This window comes from Mycolicibacterium neoaurum ATCC 25795, assembly GCF_000691525.1.
Lineage (GTDB): Bacteria > Actinomycetota > Actinomycetes > Mycobacteriales > Mycobacteriaceae > Mycobacterium > Mycobacterium neoaurum.
Window position 1 is genome coordinate 58,835 of record NZ_JMDW01000015.1, and the last position, 13,969, is coordinate 72,803.

The window sequence follows — 13,969 nt, forward strand, 5'->3', positions numbered from 1 at the left end:
TGCAAGCAAAGGAATTTTTAGTATAGATTCGAAAATCGGAACGGATCAAGGTTTTTCGTCGATGGGTTGTCCCACCGACGGATATGCCCGGGGCCGGTTGTTCCGGTCCCGGGCATAAACAGATGCTCAGCGGGCGGCGATATCGCGCCCGATGATCTCCTTCATGATCTCGGTGGTGCCGCCGTAGATGGTCTGGATGCGGGTGTCCAGGTAGGCCCTGGCGACGGGATACTCCATCATGTAGCCGTACCCGCCGTGCAGTTGCAGACACCGGTCGATGACCCGCTTCTGCAGCTCGCTCAGATACCACTTGCCCTTCGCCGCGTCCACCGCGCTCAACTCGCCGGCGTTGTAGGCGAGCACGCTACGGTCGGTGTAGGCCTCGGCGATGTCGATCTCGGTCTCCATCTCGGCGAGTTCGAAGCGCACATGCTGTTTGTCGGTCAGCGGCGCGCCGAAAGCCTGCCGGTTCTGGCAGTACTCGACGGTGGCGTCGAAGATGGCCCGCGTGGTGGCCATCGCCTTGGCGGTGACGCCGAGCCGTTCGCGGGGGAGATGGCTCATCAGATACTGCAGACCCTTGCCCTCGTCGCCCAGCAGGTTGACCGCAGGCACCACGGCATCCTCGAAGTAGAGCTCGGCGGTGTCCTGGGCGGGCAGGCCGAGCTTGTCGAGTTTGCGGCCGCGTTCGAATCCGGGAGTGTCGCGTTCGACGACGAACAGGCTGAAGGCGCGTGAGCCACCGTCGGGGTCGGTCTTGGCGGCCACGACCAGCACATCGGACATGATACCGCTGGAGATGAACGTCTTCTGGCCGTTGAGAATCCAGTTCTCACCATCGCGGCGGGCCGTGGTTCGCATACCGCGCAGGTCGCTGCCCGCGCTGGGCTCGGTCATCGCCAGAGCGCCGATCAGCTCGCCGGCGGCGAATCCCGGCAGCCAGCGTTGCTTCTGCTCGTCGTTGGTCAGGTCGAGCAGGTAGTGCAGCACGAGGTCGTCCTGCAGGCTGACGGTGAGCCCGAACGAGAGCGCGTTGATCCGGGCGATCTCCTCGCACACGATCATCCGGTACCGGTAATCGGCCTCGCCGGATCCGCCGTAGGTTTCGGGAACCTGCAGGGCGTAGATGCCCGACTTGGCGGCACGCGCGAAGACGGAGCGGTCGATCCAGCGTTGCTCGTCCCAGTCATGCTGGTGCGGAACCACTTCGCGGGCAAGGAACTCCCGCACGGTGTCCCGGTAGGCCTCGTGGTCGGCTTCGTAGAGTGAGCGCTTCATGATGATCAGAGGCGTTCGATGATGGTCACGTTGGCCTGGCCGCCGCCTTCGCACATGGTCTGCAGGCCGAATCGTCCGCCGGTGCGCTCGAGCTCATGCAGCATGGAGGTCATCAGCCGGGCGCCGGTGCAGCCGATGGGATGTCCGAGCGCGATGGCGCCGCCGTTGGGGTTGACCTTGGCGGGATCGGCGCCGATCTCGGCCAGCCAGGCCAGTACGACCGGAGCGAAGGCCTCGTTGATCTCGACGACGTCGATATCGTCGATCGACATACCGGCGCGCTTGAGCGCGTGCTGGGTCGCGGTGATGGGCGCCGAGAGCATCATCACCGGATCAGCGCCGCGTACCGACATGTGGTGGATGCGAGCGCGGGGGGTCAGTCCGAATCGGTCGACGGCAGACTTGGAGGCGACCAGCAGTGCGGCAGCGCCATCGGAGATCTGGCTGGCGACTGCGGCGGTGAGCACTCCGCCCTCCACCAGGGTGGGCAGTGAGGCCATCTTCTCGGCGGTGGTGTCCGCACGGGGGCCCTCGTCGACGCTGACGCCCTTGAATTCGGTGATCTCCCTGGCGAAGTGGCCGTCGGCGATCGCGGCGAGGGCGCGCCGATGGCTTTCCAGGGCGAACCGCTCGTTGTCCTCGCGGCTGAGCTTCCATTGGGCCGCCATCATCTCGGCACCACGGAACTGGGAGATCTCCTGGTCGCCGTAGCGGTCCTGCCAGCCTTCGCACCCGGTCCACGGATCGCTCGATCCGAAGGGTTCACCGGCGTTGAACGCGCACAGGATGGGGTACTGGGTCATCTTCTGGACACCGCCGGCGACGATGAGGTCCGACGTTCCACTCATCACGGCCTGGGCGGCGAAATGTACTGCCTGTTGGGCAGATCCGCATTGGCGGTCGATCGTCACACCCGGCACTGACTCCGGCAGTCCGGCGGCCAGCGCCGCGGTGCGGGCGATGTCACCGGCCTGGCTGCCGATGTTGTCCAGACAGCCGAGGATCACATCGTCGATGGCCGCCGGGTCGATATCGTGGCGACCGGTGACGGTCTTGATAACGTGAGCGGCCATATCGGCCGGGTGTGCGTCTGCGAAACCGCCCTTGCGCCGTCCGACGGCGGTGCGGGTGGCGTCAACGATATAAGCCTCAGTCATGCCGATTAATTTAACATAGAATCAAAAATGTCGGCAATCCGTTGGTGCATATCGAGCGGGCCGAGCGTCACCGCTTGCGGCGGGTCTTCGCCGGTGGCACCGGACTCAGGCCGTGGCGGACGAACACCTGGGCGTTGTGAACCATGGTCTCCACGGAGTTGCGGCGCGGGTCCCACCATTCCGCCGCCCAGTTCAGCGCGCCCAGAACCAGGGCCTGGGCCAGCATGGGATCGAGATCGTCGCGGATCTCACCGTCGTCGGCGGCGGCCTTGACCAGCCCTCTCCAGATCCGGGTGTATGCAGCCTCTTCCTTCTTCTGGCGGGCCTTCAGATGATCGGGGATCTGGCCTGAGTTGCGGATGGTGGCGCGGGCATAGTCGGAGAGCTCGAGCTCGTGCTGCAGATGGGCCTCGACCGCGGTCATGATCCGATCCATCGAGTTCATGCCGTCGGGAAGCGCGTCGAGCACACCGGTCAGATGTCGTCGCATATCGCTGATCCCGCAGAACATGACCTCTTCGATGAGATCGTCGCGGGACTTGAAGTAGTAGTAGATCGCCGGCGCCTGCAGATCGGCCTGCGTGGCGACATCGGTGAGGCGGGTGCCCGCGTAGCCCTTGACACTCAGGACGCGCGCGGCGGCGTCGAGGATGCGCGCCCGGGTGCGTTGCGCCTTGGTGTCACCCGACGTGTCATCCGATGCTTCACGTGATTCGGCAATCGCCGGCTTTCTCGCCATGGCTCGATGATAGGAGTCTGCAGGGCAGAAATGCGGCTGCGCCCGCACATCGTTGCTATGTCGTCGGCAACACCGACCAGTCGGTGGGCTGTACCCGGACGTCTCGGACGTCGTGCTTGCCGCTCAGATGGTGCCGCGTGAAACGAGTTGGGCGGCGATGACGTTGCGCTGGATCTCGTTGGTTCCCTCGCCGACGATCATCAACGGCGCGTCGCGGAAGTATCGCTCCACGTCGTACTCGGTGGAGTAGCCGTACCCGCCGTGGATGCGCACGGCATTGAGCGCGATCTCCATGGCCGTCTCCGAGGCGAACAGCTTCGCCATGCCGGCCTCCATGTCGGCCCGTCGTCCGCTGTCGTAGCACTGTGCAGCGTGCAGCGTCAGCTGACGCGCGGCGGTCAGCTTCGTGGCCATGTCGGCAAGGTAATGACCGATTGCCTGGTGCTTCCAGATGGGCTGGCCGAAGCTCTCGCGTTCCTGGGCGTAGGCCAGCGAGTCCTCCAGTGCGGCGGTCGCGACACCGAGCGCGCGGGACGCGACCTGGATTCGTCCGGTCTCCAGGCCGCGCATCATCTGGGTGAAGCCCTTGCCGGGCACGCCGCCGAGAACGGCGCCGGCAGGTACTCGGCAGTTGTCGAAGGACAGCTCGCAGCTCTCCACCCCCTTGTAACCGAGTTTGGGCAGGTCACGCGACACTGTCAGACCGTCGCCGTGTTCGACGAGGACGACCGAGATGCCGGTGTGTTTGGGCGTGGCCTTCGGATCGGTCTTACACAGCAGTGCGATCAGCCCGGACCGGCGAGCGTTGGAGATCCAGGTCTTCGCGCCGTTGATAACGAGCTCGCCGTCATTATCGGGGGCGGGCAGTGCCGTGGTCGTCATGGCCTGCAGATCGGATCCGCCGCCTGGCTCGGTCAGTGCCATCGTGGCACGGATCTCGCCGCTGGCCATCGCCGGAAGGTACTTCTGGCGCTGTTCTTCGGTGCCGAACTGCGACACCAGCTTGGCGACCACGGTGTGTCCGCCCATCGCCCCGGCGAGGCTCATCCAGCCGCGTGCCAACTCCTGGGTGACCAGCACATAGCAGGCGGTGGACACCGGTGTGCCGCCGTACTCCTCGGGAACGGCCAACCCGTAGATCCCGATACGCTTCATCTGGTCGATCCACGCCTCGGGGTACTCGTTGGCGTGCTCGACGTCGCGCACCGTCGGTCGGACATCACGATCGATGAACTGACGCACGGTGTCGACGAGCAGGTTTTCTTCCTCGCTGAGCTGACTCACCATACCGATACCGTACTCCACTTTTTATTTCATGTTAAATTCTTCGCACACGGTCCGATCAATGACGAAGGGCGCCAGCATGCCGACCACCGCCAAGCACACTCGAGCAGGCAACGATGTGCCACGGCAACGACATCTCCCCGGTGAAGAGGGCATGTGGGTGTTCATCTTCGGGGACATGACGGTGTTCGCAATGCTTTTCGGCGTCTATCTGTACTACCGCGGCGCCGATACCGCGGAGTTCGACCAATCGCAGCTCCTGCTCAACCAGACCTTCGGTGTCGTCAACACCCTCGTACTGCTGACCAGTTCGCTGTTGGTGGTGACCGCCCTGCGGGCAGTTCGCGGTGGCGCCCTAGAACTGGCCCGCCGGCTTCTCTACGGCGCCATGGCATGCGGGGTGGTCTTCATCGTCAACAAGGCGATCGAGTACGGCGAGAAGATCTCGTTGGGACTCGTGCCCGCGACCAATGAGTTCTTCATGTACTTCTACGTGATGACGGGACTGCACCTGCTGCATGTGGTGATCGGACTCGCGTTGTTGTGGTTCATGGTCACCCTGACCCGTCGGCCGGCGCGCGGTGAGCGCCAGCAGCGCTATCTGGAGGGCGCAGCGTGCTTCTGGCACATGGTCGACCTGCTGTGGATCGTCATCTTCCCACTCCTCTACTTGGTGAAATAATGCTGACAAATCTTCTGCGCGACCGCATCACGGTCGTCTGGTTCTTCCTCGTCGCGGCCACCGTGGCGTCCTGGATCCTCGGCGTCGGACACGAACTGGGCGACCGCAGCGCTGCGATCAGCATCATCGTGATCGCCTTCGCCAAGGTGCATTTCGTCGGCCAGTACTTCATGGAGCTGCGCGACGCGCCGATCGCGCTGCGCGCGGTGTTCGGCGTCTGGAACATCGTGGTCGGATTGCTGCTCATCGGCCTCTACCTGTTGGCATGACGCGGCGCCCGGCCTGCCACCCCCATCTTCGGAAAGAGGAGACATCGCCATGTACGTGATCATCGGAGGCGGGATGGCGGGCTGCGCCGCCGCGGCGACCTTGGCACGTGCGGGCAGAGCGGTAGTCCTGCTGGAGGCCGGTGATGCGCTCGGTGGTCGCACCCGCACCGTTACCCGCGGTGGATTCGGGGTCGAGGTCGGTGCCATCTACCTGTTGAATTCCTATGACAGGACAATCGCGATGCTCACCGACGCGGGCCGCGGTGATCTGCTGACCGGCTGGTCGCCGCTGGCAGGTCTGTGGGACGGCCGACAGCTGAACGCCATCCGTTACGACTACATCCCCTCGGTGCTCGCGTCGTCTCTGTTGTCCTTCGCAGACAAGGTGCGTCTGGCGGCGCGTGCAGTCCAGGCGATCGTGTCCTCGGCGCCCGATCCGTTCGAGACAGACAGTCTGGCGGAGTTCGACACCGGTGAAGACATGGAGAGCTGGGCGCGTCGTCGGTTGGGTGACAACCTGTTCGAGTGCTTCGTGCGGCCACTGATCGAACCGTCGTTCGGAACCGACTGCCGCGATCTGTCGATCCCGTACCTCCAGGGTTTGATGAAGCGCGCCCACCGCGCGAAGTTCTTTCTGCCACGCGCGGGTATGGGCAGTCTGTGTGCGGAACTGGCCAGGGACGCACAGGTGCGCCTCGGCACCGAGGTGACCTCGGTGACCGCTCGGTCCGACGGGTCGGTACTCGTGGGAATCGCAGACGGGACGTCGCTGTCGGCCACGGGTGTCGTGGTGGCGACCGATTCGGCCACCGCGGCAGGGCTGCTCGGCGATGCCGCCACGGCAGATGCCCGCCGGGTCTTGACGGAGGCTCCGTATGCGTCGATGGCTCACGTCAACCTCCGCTGGGAGCGGGATCCCTGGCCCAGCAGCGCATTCGAGATGCTGCTGCCGATCGGCGCCGGCCCACGCGACGTTCTCGGGACGATTGTGAAGACTGCCCGCACGTCGGATCTGGTACCTGCCGGGGCACGGATGACCGATTCGTACTTCTCCAGCGAGGCCACCAGGCGCCTCGACGACGACGAGCTCATCGCAGCCGCCCTGCGACACGTGGGGGAGATTCTCGGTTCGCGATATCCGCAGCCGGAAGCCGAGGTGTTCCGCTTCGATCGTGCACTGGCGACCTGCCCGCCCGGCCACTATGCGCGCATGCGCGACCTGCGGGCGTCGATGCCACCGGGAATCCGGCTGGCCGGTGACTATCTGGCACACCTGGGCGTCGAGACCGCCGTGGTGAGCGGGGAGCGGGCGGCCCGCCAACTGCTGGACAGTTGAGGGCGCCGGATCGACCGAGCTACGCAGGCCCCTGTGCGATCTTGCGGAAGTCCCAGCTGCGCAGGCGATTCGGAACGACCCGCAGCCATGCGTGGCGTCCGTCGCTGACGAAGTCGGCGGAGCCGAAGTACTTCTCCGCGAACAGCCGTTCCGGCTCGGTCAGCTGCGGGTCGGGGGCGGTGGTCCGCGGGATGTCGCCCACCGTCTGTGCGACCCCGAGGATCTCCACCCCGCGTAGTTCCGCGTAGTGTTCCCCGTCATCGATCGCGACGCTGACCCGGGGATCACGAACGATGTCGACCCAACGCTGACTGTCGACGATGGAGTACAACCACAATGCTGTGCCGTCCCAGGCAAACCACAAGGGTGTGACGTGCGGTTGCCCAGTCGCCGAGACGGTGCCGACTCGGCAGGTCCGCTGCGCACCGAGGAAAGTGTCGAGCTCCGATCGGGTCATGGCCAGCGATCGCCGACGCCGCTGGGGTAGCGGGCTTCCGGGTGAAAACGTTCCGGGTGAAGACATCGTGGCTCCTGCGTGAAGGGGTCAGCCGTGCAGAATGACGTCGGCGGCGCGATAGCCGATCATCATCGAGGGCGCGTTGGTGTTGCCGGAGGTGATGTTCGGCATGATCGAGGCATCTGCGACGCGGAGCCCGTCCACAGCGTGCACGCGCAGATCCGGTCCGACGACGGCGGTATCGTCGGTTCCCATGCGGCAGGTGCCGACTGCGTGGTAAATGCTGGATTCCTTGTCGCCCAGCCAGTCTGCGTCGAAGCCTCCGGTGTCGTCCAGATACCGCCCGGCCATGGACCGCATCGCCGACGTGGATTCCACCAGCTCGCGGGCCAGAGCGGCGCCCGAGAGCAGATCGGCGCGATCCTGGGCGTCGGCCAACCGGTGGTGACGCACCACCGGTTGGCCGTTGCGTAACTCGACGTGCCCGCGGGATCGCGGGTGCAGCAGCACGGTGTACACCGTGAATGCATCGGCGCGTCCGATCCTGGCACGTCCCCGGAGCGGATCAAGCTGATAGTGGATGGGCGATATCGCGATCTGGAAATCATCTGTGAAAAGCTGCGCCTCGAACGGTGTGGTGGTCAGCGGGCCGGAGCCACGCGCGGCCAGCGAGCCCAGCGCCTGTGCCGCCTGCGGCACGGTCAGGGAGTTGATCGTGGGCACGTGACTGGACCAGTGCTGTGCCACCACGAGGTGGTCCTGGAGATTCTGGCCCACCCCGGACAGATCCGCGGTGGTGCCACCGGGTCCGATCCCCGATCTCAACAGCACGGCCGGAGTACCGATCGCGCCCGCACTGAGGATGACATCGTGCTCGGCACGCAGGAGTCGCCCGCGGGTCATGACCCCGATGGCCCGACCGCGCTCGAGCACGACCCGGTCGACCGGCGCCCGGGTGATGACGCGCGGGCGTCGGTCGGCGGGCAGCGTGCGGAGAAACCCGGTCGCCGCCGAACAGCGCAGGCCACGCCGTTGGTTCACCTGGGCCGGGCCGGCACCGAGCTGTGACGCGCCGTTGTGGTCCGGATTGCGGGCGAAGCCGGCTTCGGCGGCAGCGTCGAGGAAGGCCGCGTCGAGCGGGTGGGTGTGTCCGCACCAGCTCACGTCGATAGGGCCGCCGGAGCCGCGGAACTCGTCGGCACCACCACACCAGTTCTCCAGGGCCCGAAACGCCGGCAGCACATCATCGTGGTCCCATCCGGTGGCACCGGCTTGTGCCCAGCGTCGGTAGTCGGCGGCACGTCCTCGCACATAGACCATCGCGTTGATCGACCCACTGCCACCGATGATCCGGCCGGCCGCGAATGCACTGGGTTGATCGTGTTTGCTCGGATCGGGCAGCATGGGATATCGCCAATTCGCGGTCGCGAACAGGGAGGCGATGCCCAGCGGCAGCCGCACATCGGGGCGGCGGTCGGTGCCGCCGGCCTCCAGCAGGGCGACCCGAGCCCCGGCTGCAGCCAGCCGTGCGGCGACAACGCACCCCGCCGAGCCGGCCCCGACGACGATATGGTCGAACACCTCGGAGTCCGAGGCACCGGCGGTCACGGTAGGACCACATCGTTCGGCTGAGCCGAGGTCTCGGCGATGCGCCGGATGGTACGCAGCGACTGGTCGATGTTGCCCTGCAGGTCGGTTCGGCGGTCCTTGACCCGCAGCGCGATACGTTCGAACAGCAACGCGACCATGGGAAGGTCGACACACATGGTCATCTCTTCGCTGAGCTCGCAACCGTGCGGTGTCGGCACCATGCGGTAGATCCAGGTGGTGAAGTCCGCGCCGCCCATCTGGACGGCGAAGCCGAATTCCCGTCCCGGATCGTCGGCGATGATGCGCACGGTGGTGGACCAGCGTCCGAATCGACGACGATTGGTGCCGCGGAACTGCTGAGGAGCGGTCCATTCGGCGCGGATGCACTCCGGGCTCCACTCCGGAATTCGGCGGATATCGGACACGATGTCGTAGACGTGCCGAGCGGAGGCGTGCACCGCCGTCCTGCCCGCGACGCGGTCGCCCTTACGCAGTACGGTGCTCATCTGGCCCCATCCTCGTCGGTCGGTGTCGATGTCAAAGTCGACGCCCGATCGCCGGAGCCCAGCCGGCGGGCGGTCACCGTCGACACGGTGCAGAGCTCTCCGGAGCCACCGAAGCCGAGAACTTCGACGACGGCCGAGGACCTACCGACGTGGTAGGCGCGAGCCGTTGCGACATAGGGAGATCCGACGACAACCGGGCGCAGATATGTGGTGTGCACGTGCGCGGTGTGTAGATCCGGATTGCGCGCGTTGACGTACTCGGCGGCGGCCAGTTCGGTGACACATGCGGAAACACCGCCATGCATGATCCCGAATCCGTTGACCCAGCCATCTGGATCGGCCATCGTCACGTGTAGCAGGTCGCCCGACGGCCGGTAACTCAGGCCGAGAACGCGATCGATACCACCGTACTCGATCGGCACATCGTATCGTGCGGCGTCGTCTCGTGCAGCGTTGTCGGCCAACGGATCTGCCCCGACAGCGGGAACGGTGACGCTGCGCGTCGTACCGGCTGCCACGATCTCGCCCGTGCGGTCGGTTATGCGACATTCGACGAACGTCTCCGAACGTCGCGCCACGGTTCGCGCTTCGGCGAAGAGCTCCCCATCCAGCGGCACCGCGCTGATGATATCGAGGGTCAGTTCCCCGGTGAGTGTCCAGGTTTTCGGCGGCCTGCTCAGGTAGGGGAGCTCGCCGAGGATATGGTCGGCCAGCACCATCAGTGTGCCCACTCTCGGTCGCCCTGATCGATCGCGGGCCCACGATGGAATCCGGAACGCGCAACGATTTCCGTCGGCAGTGAGCTGACAGTCGTGCAAGCCGAAGCGGGCTTCGACCGATGTCCGGTCCCCGACCATGCACCCGGCGCGGGTATCCATGGCAGTTGTCATGAGTTCATCCAGTTCCTCGGGAGTGTGGAGGCGGCTAGGCTGAAGATCTGCCGCGACGTAGGTGGGTTGCCATGTCGCCGAACGTATTCCGGCTGACAACATACGCTCGATCAATGCAGGTGGCCGCTCAGTTCGGTTGACCGTACACCGCGACGACGACGGTGCGGTCGAGGCTGTTCTCCGACCACACACCCATTTCGGTGTTATTGCAATTGCGCATGATTCCCAGCGAGACGGGGTTGTGATACCACTGGTTGATCAGTTCGATTCCGCTGATGGCCAGTGCCGGATTGATGGCAACGGTCTGCTGCGCGGTCCCGTGATAGCCGGCTCTGTCCGCGCGGGACTGCGAGGTGGAGCCGTCAGAGCCGATCTCGCCGTACACATCACGATGAGCCACCGCATCGCGTGCATGCCATTGAGCGGCGAGCTGCAGCGCAAGGTTACGGGTGATCTCGGTCGAGCAGCCCGCCTGTCGTTGCACCGTGTAGACGTTGGCGATGACGCTCTCGTTGAGTCTCCGGTTGTCCGCATGCGCCGGAGTCGCGCCGAGAATCGCGACCAGCAGGAGGGCGGTCAGCATGATGCTGCGACGCAACGCTGCGGTCGCGGCACCCGATGCTGATATGTGCATGGCCGTCGCTCCGATCCAGGGGTGCTCGGACCCGTCGCTGTGCGCAATGCACCGGGTTTGGTCAAGCAGATTTTATTCTACATTCATTTTCCGTGACGGCGCGAGCCGGTTGTGCACCAGGACGGTGACGGGCCGAGGCGGTACCACCGACCCCGTCGGATGTCGACCGACCTGTGCAGGCCCGGCCGTATCATGTCGGAATGCCCAGGCACAGCAATCGGCCCTCGACGTCGGCGAATCAGGTGGATGCGGGCGAGTCCGAGCACGAATCCAAGTCGGCTCTGACGCGCAAGCGCATCCTCGACGCCGCCGCTCGGGTCCTGTCCGAGCATGGCTATGCGGGTCTGCGATTGACCGATGTCGCCGCCGCCGCTGATCTGCAGGCGCCCGCCATCTATTACTACTTCCCGTCTCGCGACGAATTGATCGAAGAGGTCATGTGGTCGGGCATCGCGGATATGCGGGAGCATGTGGCGTCGGTGCTCGACGAGATTCCCGACGGAACGCCGGCCCTGGACCGATTGCTGGTTGCCGCGGAGGCCCATCTGCGACATGAACTGGAGATATCGGATTACACGACGGCCGCGATCCGGAACGCCGGGCAGGTGCCTCAGGAGATTCGTAAGAGGCAGATTCTCGAGGAGGAACGTTACGGCGATATCTGGCGCAGGCTGATCAACGACGTGGCGCGAGATGGCGTCCTACGTCGCGATCTCGATCTGTACATCGCGCAGATGTTGGTGCTCGGGGCGTTGAATTGGGCAGTGGAGTGGTGGAATCCGCGTCGCTCCTCGGTGGAGGCTGTCGTCGAGAACGCTCAATCCATCATTCGGCACGGTATCGCCGACGCCGCACATCGGTGAGCTGGATCAGCCGACGCCGCTCAGGTGCTCGCGCGCCGATGCCAGCAGCACCCCGATCGAATCTTCGAGAGCTCCCGGGTCGATGGCGGCGTGCGTTCCCATCGCTCCGGACAGGCGGCGGAATCGCACGCCCTCCAAGAGGCTTGCCGCCCGCCACTGGGTGAAGGCACGGTAGTAGTCGAGATTGTCGACGCTCCGGCCGGTGGCGTCTCGGTAGATGTCGATCATGTCGGCACGACTCGGGAAACCACCGGCCCGGGTGGGGCTCGGCATCACGATGGCCTGTTCCGCAGAAGGCCGCCAATCGTCGAGAAGCCAAGCCAGATCGGCAAGTGGGTCGCCGACGGTGCACAGCTCCCAGTCCAGCACGGCGGTGATCCGACCGTCGGCGACCAACAGATTGGACAGCCGGTAGTCGCCATGCATGATGACCGCCGGTGCGTCCTCGGGTAAGCGTTCGGCCAGCGTGTCACGGGTGGCCGACCACGCGTCGTCATGGCGGCTCTGGGCGCGAACGCGTTCCCATGCCGCCGTCACTCGGCGGATCTGGCGGAGCAGATACGGGTCGCCCGATACCTCGATATGCAAGATCGCGGGGTCCAACCGATGCAGCGAGGCGAGCGTCACGGCCACCGAACGGCCGAGGGCATGCCGCTGGTCGAGCGTGAGAGAACGCGCATCGTCTTCGGTCTCCAGTGCCGAACCTGCGGCGCGCTCCATGACCACGAACGGAGTTCCGCCGGAGCTCCTACCGGTACCGATGACCGCCGGAACGGGTACGCCGGTGTGTGCCAGCGCGCGCAAGATGCCGACTTCCCGGTCCAGATTGTGGGTGTGACCGCCTGCGGCGCCTGTCGGTGGTTCGCGCATCACCCATTCCCGGCCTTCGGCGTCGACGACAAGTGTGGTGATATTCGACTGGCCGATACCCACACGGGTGATGGTCAGCGGAGTGCTGACGTCGATGCCGTGGCTCCGTAGCCAGGTCGCCACGGCGTCGGGTTGCGTCCACATACCCGGGTCGGCGCGGTCATTGTGGGCGGAGGTAGCTGGTCGGACTGTCATTTGCGGATCTCCATCGGGCCGGCGGGTCCCGCACGCAATGCCTGCAGCGAGATGCTTCCCCTGGTTATTTATCATAGATTAGAATTTCGGCGTGCCCCGACCTGACGACGCGCAGCGGTCCGGCCGACCGTGACCCGTGAGGATTACATGGCGGTCGGGCTCGAAGTCCTCGGTGACCGGGGCCATCTGGGGCTGAAGCTGGCAGAGGTGTGCCGCCGGCTGGGGGTCACCTCCGGATCGTTCTATCACTACTTCGACAACTGGGCGGACTACCGCCGGCAACTCATCAGGTACTGGAAAGTCAACGGCACGTTGGCCCAACTCAAGGTGATCTGTGCCGAACCCGATCCGCGGCGGCGTATCGAAGGGCTCGTCGAGGTGGCGTTGCGACTGAACCATCCCGCGGAATGTGCGATACGAGCCTGGAGCCGGGTGGATCCCGAAGTCGCCGCCATTCAGTCCGAGGTTGACCGATTGCGGCAACAAGTGGTGTTCGACGCGGCTCTCGAGTTGGGTGTCGACGGGATCCGGGCCGGCCGGTTCGCCGACGCGGCCCTCTATCTCCTCGTGGGTTACGAGCAGGCCGCCTTGGCGCCAGATCTGGACGGTCTCGAGGCGATCTTCCGCGACCTGTTGACCCTGATCGAAGGCCGCGCCGGTGCTGCGGGTGAGTGAGAACCATGGTTACCCCGGTGTCGGTATCCCGATCTGCCAGTATTTTAATGTCGATTCGAATAGACTAGACGCGAGGGGAATGCGCTCGACGCGTCGGGCGTCTTGCCATCGGCGGCAGGAGAGGGGCGTGGCATGACGGGCAACATCCGGATGACCGGCCCGCGACCGGGCATCTCGGCCGCGGCGAACCGACGGAGGCTGTCGACCGTTGTCGGCGCAGCCATCGCCGCCTCCATTGCAGCGTCCACGGCCGCCGTCGTCCTGGCGTCGCCGGTCCACGCTGAACCGGCGGACGAGCCCTGCGCGCTGGCGGTCTCCCTGCTCTGCCGATTTGTTCCGATCGCCCCGGAACTGGACGGGGATGTCGACTACACCCAACAGCAGCCGGGCGCAGGCATCCTCGCACCCGAGTCGGCTCGGCCTGTCGATCCATGTATCAGCGGATGCATCTGAGGGGCGTCTCCGCCGGCGTACTGCGTGACGGTGGCCCGGACACGGCGACGAACCAGCGACACATCGGGTCATGGGCAGGGGAGAGGTAGAG

Annotated in this window: 16 protein-coding genes; 6 read left to right on the forward strand and 10 right to left on the reverse strand. The window is 65.3% G+C overall.

What is annotated here, in order from left to right; all coding sequences use genetic code 11:
* Window positions 1-126: 126 nt before the first annotated feature.
* From IC40_RS0121075 to IC40_RS0121090, 4 genes are all read right to left on the reverse strand, one after another.
* Window positions 127-1,278 (reverse strand): acyl-CoA dehydrogenase family protein, encoded by a 1,152-nt coding sequence (locus tag IC40_RS0121075; protein ID WP_030136660.1) that lies wholly within the window; start codon window positions 1,276-1,278, stop codon window positions 127-129.
* Between the two features lie 5 nt (window positions 1,279-1,283).
* The gene (locus IC40_RS0121080; RefSeq protein ID WP_030136661.1) at window positions 1,284-2,435 is read right to left on the reverse strand and encodes an acetyl-CoA C-acetyltransferase; all 1,152 of its coding nucleotides are present in this window, start codon (window positions 2,433-2,435) and stop codon (window positions 1,284-1,286) included.
* Window positions 2,436-2,502: 67 nt separating this feature from the next.
* Window positions 2,503-3,174: a TetR/AcrR family transcriptional regulator gene (locus IC40_RS0121085; RefSeq protein WP_030136662.1), complete on the reverse strand. Its 672-nt coding sequence runs from the start codon at window positions 3,172-3,174 to the stop codon at window positions 2,503-2,505.
* 123 nt (window positions 3,175-3,297) lie between these two features.
* Window positions 3,298-4,461 carry an acyl-CoA dehydrogenase family protein gene (locus IC40_RS0121090; protein ID WP_030136663.1) on the reverse strand — a complete coding sequence of 388 codons (1,164 nt, stop codon included), beginning with the start codon at window positions 4,459-4,461 and terminating at the stop codon, window positions 3,298-3,300.
* Window positions 4,462-4,519: 58 nt separating this feature from the next.
* Between IC40_RS0121090 and IC40_RS0121095 the strand changes: the two genes are divergently transcribed.
* From IC40_RS0121095 to IC40_RS0121105, 3 genes are read left to right on the forward strand one after another with little or no spacing between them, the layout of a single operon-like run.
* Window positions 4,520-5,140: a cytochrome c oxidase subunit 3 gene (locus IC40_RS0121095; protein WP_081843506.1), complete on the forward strand. Its 621-nt coding sequence runs from the start codon at window positions 4,520-4,522 to the stop codon at window positions 5,138-5,140.
* Complete coding sequence (locus tag IC40_RS0121100; RefSeq protein ID WP_030136665.1) at window positions 5,140-5,409, forward strand: cytochrome C oxidase subunit IV family protein; 270 nt, start codon at window positions 5,140-5,142, stop codon at window positions 5,407-5,409. Before IC40_RS0121095 ends, IC40_RS0121100 begins: the two co-directional genes overlap by 1 nt.
* Before the next feature lie 49 nt (window positions 5,410-5,458).
* Window positions 5,459-6,745, forward strand: coding sequence for a protoporphyrinogen/coproporphyrinogen oxidase (locus tag IC40_RS0121105; protein ID WP_030136666.1), 1,287 nt, complete (start codon window positions 5,459-5,461; stop codon window positions 6,743-6,745).
* Window positions 6,746-6,764: 19 nt separating this feature from the next.
* Here the strand turns inward: IC40_RS0121105 and IC40_RS0121110 are convergent, their stop codons facing one another.
* The 5 genes from IC40_RS0121110 to IC40_RS0121130 all read right to left on the reverse strand — a co-directional run bounded on the left by IC40_RS0121110 (window position 6,765) and on the right by IC40_RS0121130 (window position 10,822).
* Window positions 6,765-7,268 (reverse strand): pyridoxamine 5'-phosphate oxidase family protein, encoded by a 504-nt coding sequence (locus IC40_RS0121110; RefSeq protein WP_042509747.1) that lies wholly within the window; start codon window positions 7,266-7,268, stop codon window positions 6,765-6,767.
* A 21-nt stretch (window positions 7,269-7,289) separates the two neighbouring features.
* Window positions 7,290-8,810, reverse strand: coding sequence for a GMC family oxidoreductase (locus IC40_RS0121115; protein WP_030136668.1), 1,521 nt, complete (start codon window positions 8,808-8,810; stop codon window positions 7,290-7,292).
* A complete protein-coding gene (locus IC40_RS0121120; RefSeq protein WP_030136669.1) occupies window positions 8,807-9,298 on the reverse strand; it encodes an SRPBCC family protein in 492 nt (163 codons plus the stop codon). The genes IC40_RS0121115 and IC40_RS0121120 overlap by 4 nt, the downstream gene beginning before the upstream one ends.
* Entirely contained in the window at window positions 9,295-10,029 is a 735-nt protein-coding gene (locus tag IC40_RS0121125; protein WP_030136670.1) for a PaaI family thioesterase, read from the reverse strand. The genes IC40_RS0121120 and IC40_RS0121125 overlap by 4 nt, the downstream gene beginning before the upstream one ends.
* 286 nt (window positions 10,030-10,315) lie before the next feature.
* Window positions 10,316-10,822, reverse strand: a complete 507-nt coding sequence (locus IC40_RS0121130) for a CAP domain-containing protein (RefSeq protein ID WP_030136671.1) — start codon at window positions 10,820-10,822, stop codon at window positions 10,316-10,318.
* 200 nt (window positions 10,823-11,022) lie between these two features.
* On the opposite strand from IC40_RS0121130, the gene IC40_RS0121135 reads away from it, so the two are divergent.
* Window positions 11,023-11,685, forward strand: a complete 663-nt coding sequence (locus tag IC40_RS0121135) for a TetR/AcrR family transcriptional regulator (protein ID WP_030136672.1) — start codon at window positions 11,023-11,025, stop codon at window positions 11,683-11,685.
* Between the two features lie 6 nt (window positions 11,686-11,691).
* Here the strand turns inward: IC40_RS0121135 and IC40_RS0121140 are convergent, their stop codons facing one another.
* Window positions 11,692-12,750, reverse strand: a complete 1,059-nt coding sequence (locus tag IC40_RS0121140) for a phosphotransferase family protein (RefSeq protein WP_030136673.1) — start codon at window positions 12,748-12,750, stop codon at window positions 11,692-11,694.
* A gap of 147 nt (window positions 12,751-12,897) precedes the next feature.
* Here IC40_RS0121140 and IC40_RS0121145 point away from each other — a divergent pair, with 147 nt between their 5' ends.
* The gene (locus IC40_RS0121145) at window positions 12,898-13,425 is read left to right on the forward strand and encodes a TetR/AcrR family transcriptional regulator (protein WP_030136674.1); all 528 of its coding nucleotides are present in this window, start codon (window positions 12,898-12,900) and stop codon (window positions 13,423-13,425) included.
* 132 nt (window positions 13,426-13,557) lie between these two features.
* Window positions 13,558-13,878 (forward strand): fibronectin-binding protein, encoded by a 321-nt coding sequence (locus IC40_RS0121150; protein WP_234411602.1) that lies wholly within the window; start codon window positions 13,558-13,560, stop codon window positions 13,876-13,878.
* Window positions 13,879-13,969 lie beyond the last annotated feature (91 nt).

What these genes read in the sequence shown, in the direction of transcription:
- IC40_RS0121075 (WP_030136660.1), bottom strand. Translation starts at nt 1,278, where the DNA reads ATGAAGCGCTCACTCTACGAAGCCGACCACGAGGCCTACCGGGACACC.
- IC40_RS0121080 (WP_030136661.1), bottom strand. Translation starts at nt 2,435, where the DNA reads ATGACTGAGGCTTATATCGTTGACGCCACCCGCACCGCCGTCGGACGG.
- IC40_RS0121085 (WP_030136662.1), bottom strand. Translation starts at nt 3,174, where the DNA reads ATGGCGAGAAAGCCGGCGATTGCCGAATCACGTGAAGCATCGGATGAC.
- IC40_RS0121090 (WP_030136663.1), bottom strand. Translation starts at nt 4,461, where the DNA reads ATGGTGAGTCAGCTCAGCGAGGAAGAAAACCTGCTCGTCGACACCGTG.
- IC40_RS0121095 (WP_081843506.1), top strand. Translation starts at nt 4,520, where the DNA reads ATGACGAAGGGCGCCAGCATGCCGACCACCGCCAAGCACACTCGAGCA.
- IC40_RS0121100 (WP_030136665.1), top strand. Translation starts at nt 5,140, where the DNA reads ATGCTGACAAATCTTCTGCGCGACCGCATCACGGTCGTCTGGTTCTTC.
- IC40_RS0121105 (WP_030136666.1), top strand. Translation starts at nt 5,459, where the DNA reads ATGTACGTGATCATCGGAGGCGGGATGGCGGGCTGCGCCGCCGCGGCG.
- IC40_RS0121110 (WP_042509747.1), bottom strand. Translation starts at nt 7,268, where the DNA reads ATGTCTTCACCCGGAACGTTTTCACCCGGAAGCCCGCTACCCCAGCGG.
- IC40_RS0121120 (WP_030136669.1), bottom strand. Translation starts at nt 9,298, where the DNA reads ATGAGCACCGTACTGCGTAAGGGCGACCGCGTCGCGGGCAGGACGGCG.
- IC40_RS0121130 (WP_030136671.1), bottom strand. Translation starts at nt 10,822, where the DNA reads ATGCACATATCAGCATCGGGTGCCGCGACCGCAGCGTTGCGTCGCAGC.
- IC40_RS0121135 (WP_030136672.1), top strand. Translation starts at nt 11,023, where the DNA reads ATGCCCAGGCACAGCAATCGGCCCTCGACGTCGGCGAATCAGGTGGAT.
- IC40_RS0121140 (WP_030136673.1), bottom strand. Translation starts at nt 12,750, where the DNA reads ATGACAGTCCGACCAGCTACCTCCGCCCACAATGACCGCGCCGACCCG.
- IC40_RS0121145 (WP_030136674.1), top strand. Translation starts at nt 12,898, where the DNA reads ATGGCGGTCGGGCTCGAAGTCCTCGGTGACCGGGGCCATCTGGGGCTG.
- IC40_RS0121150 (WP_234411602.1), top strand. Translation starts at nt 13,558, where the DNA reads ATGACGGGCAACATCCGGATGACCGGCCCGCGACCGGGCATCTCGGCC.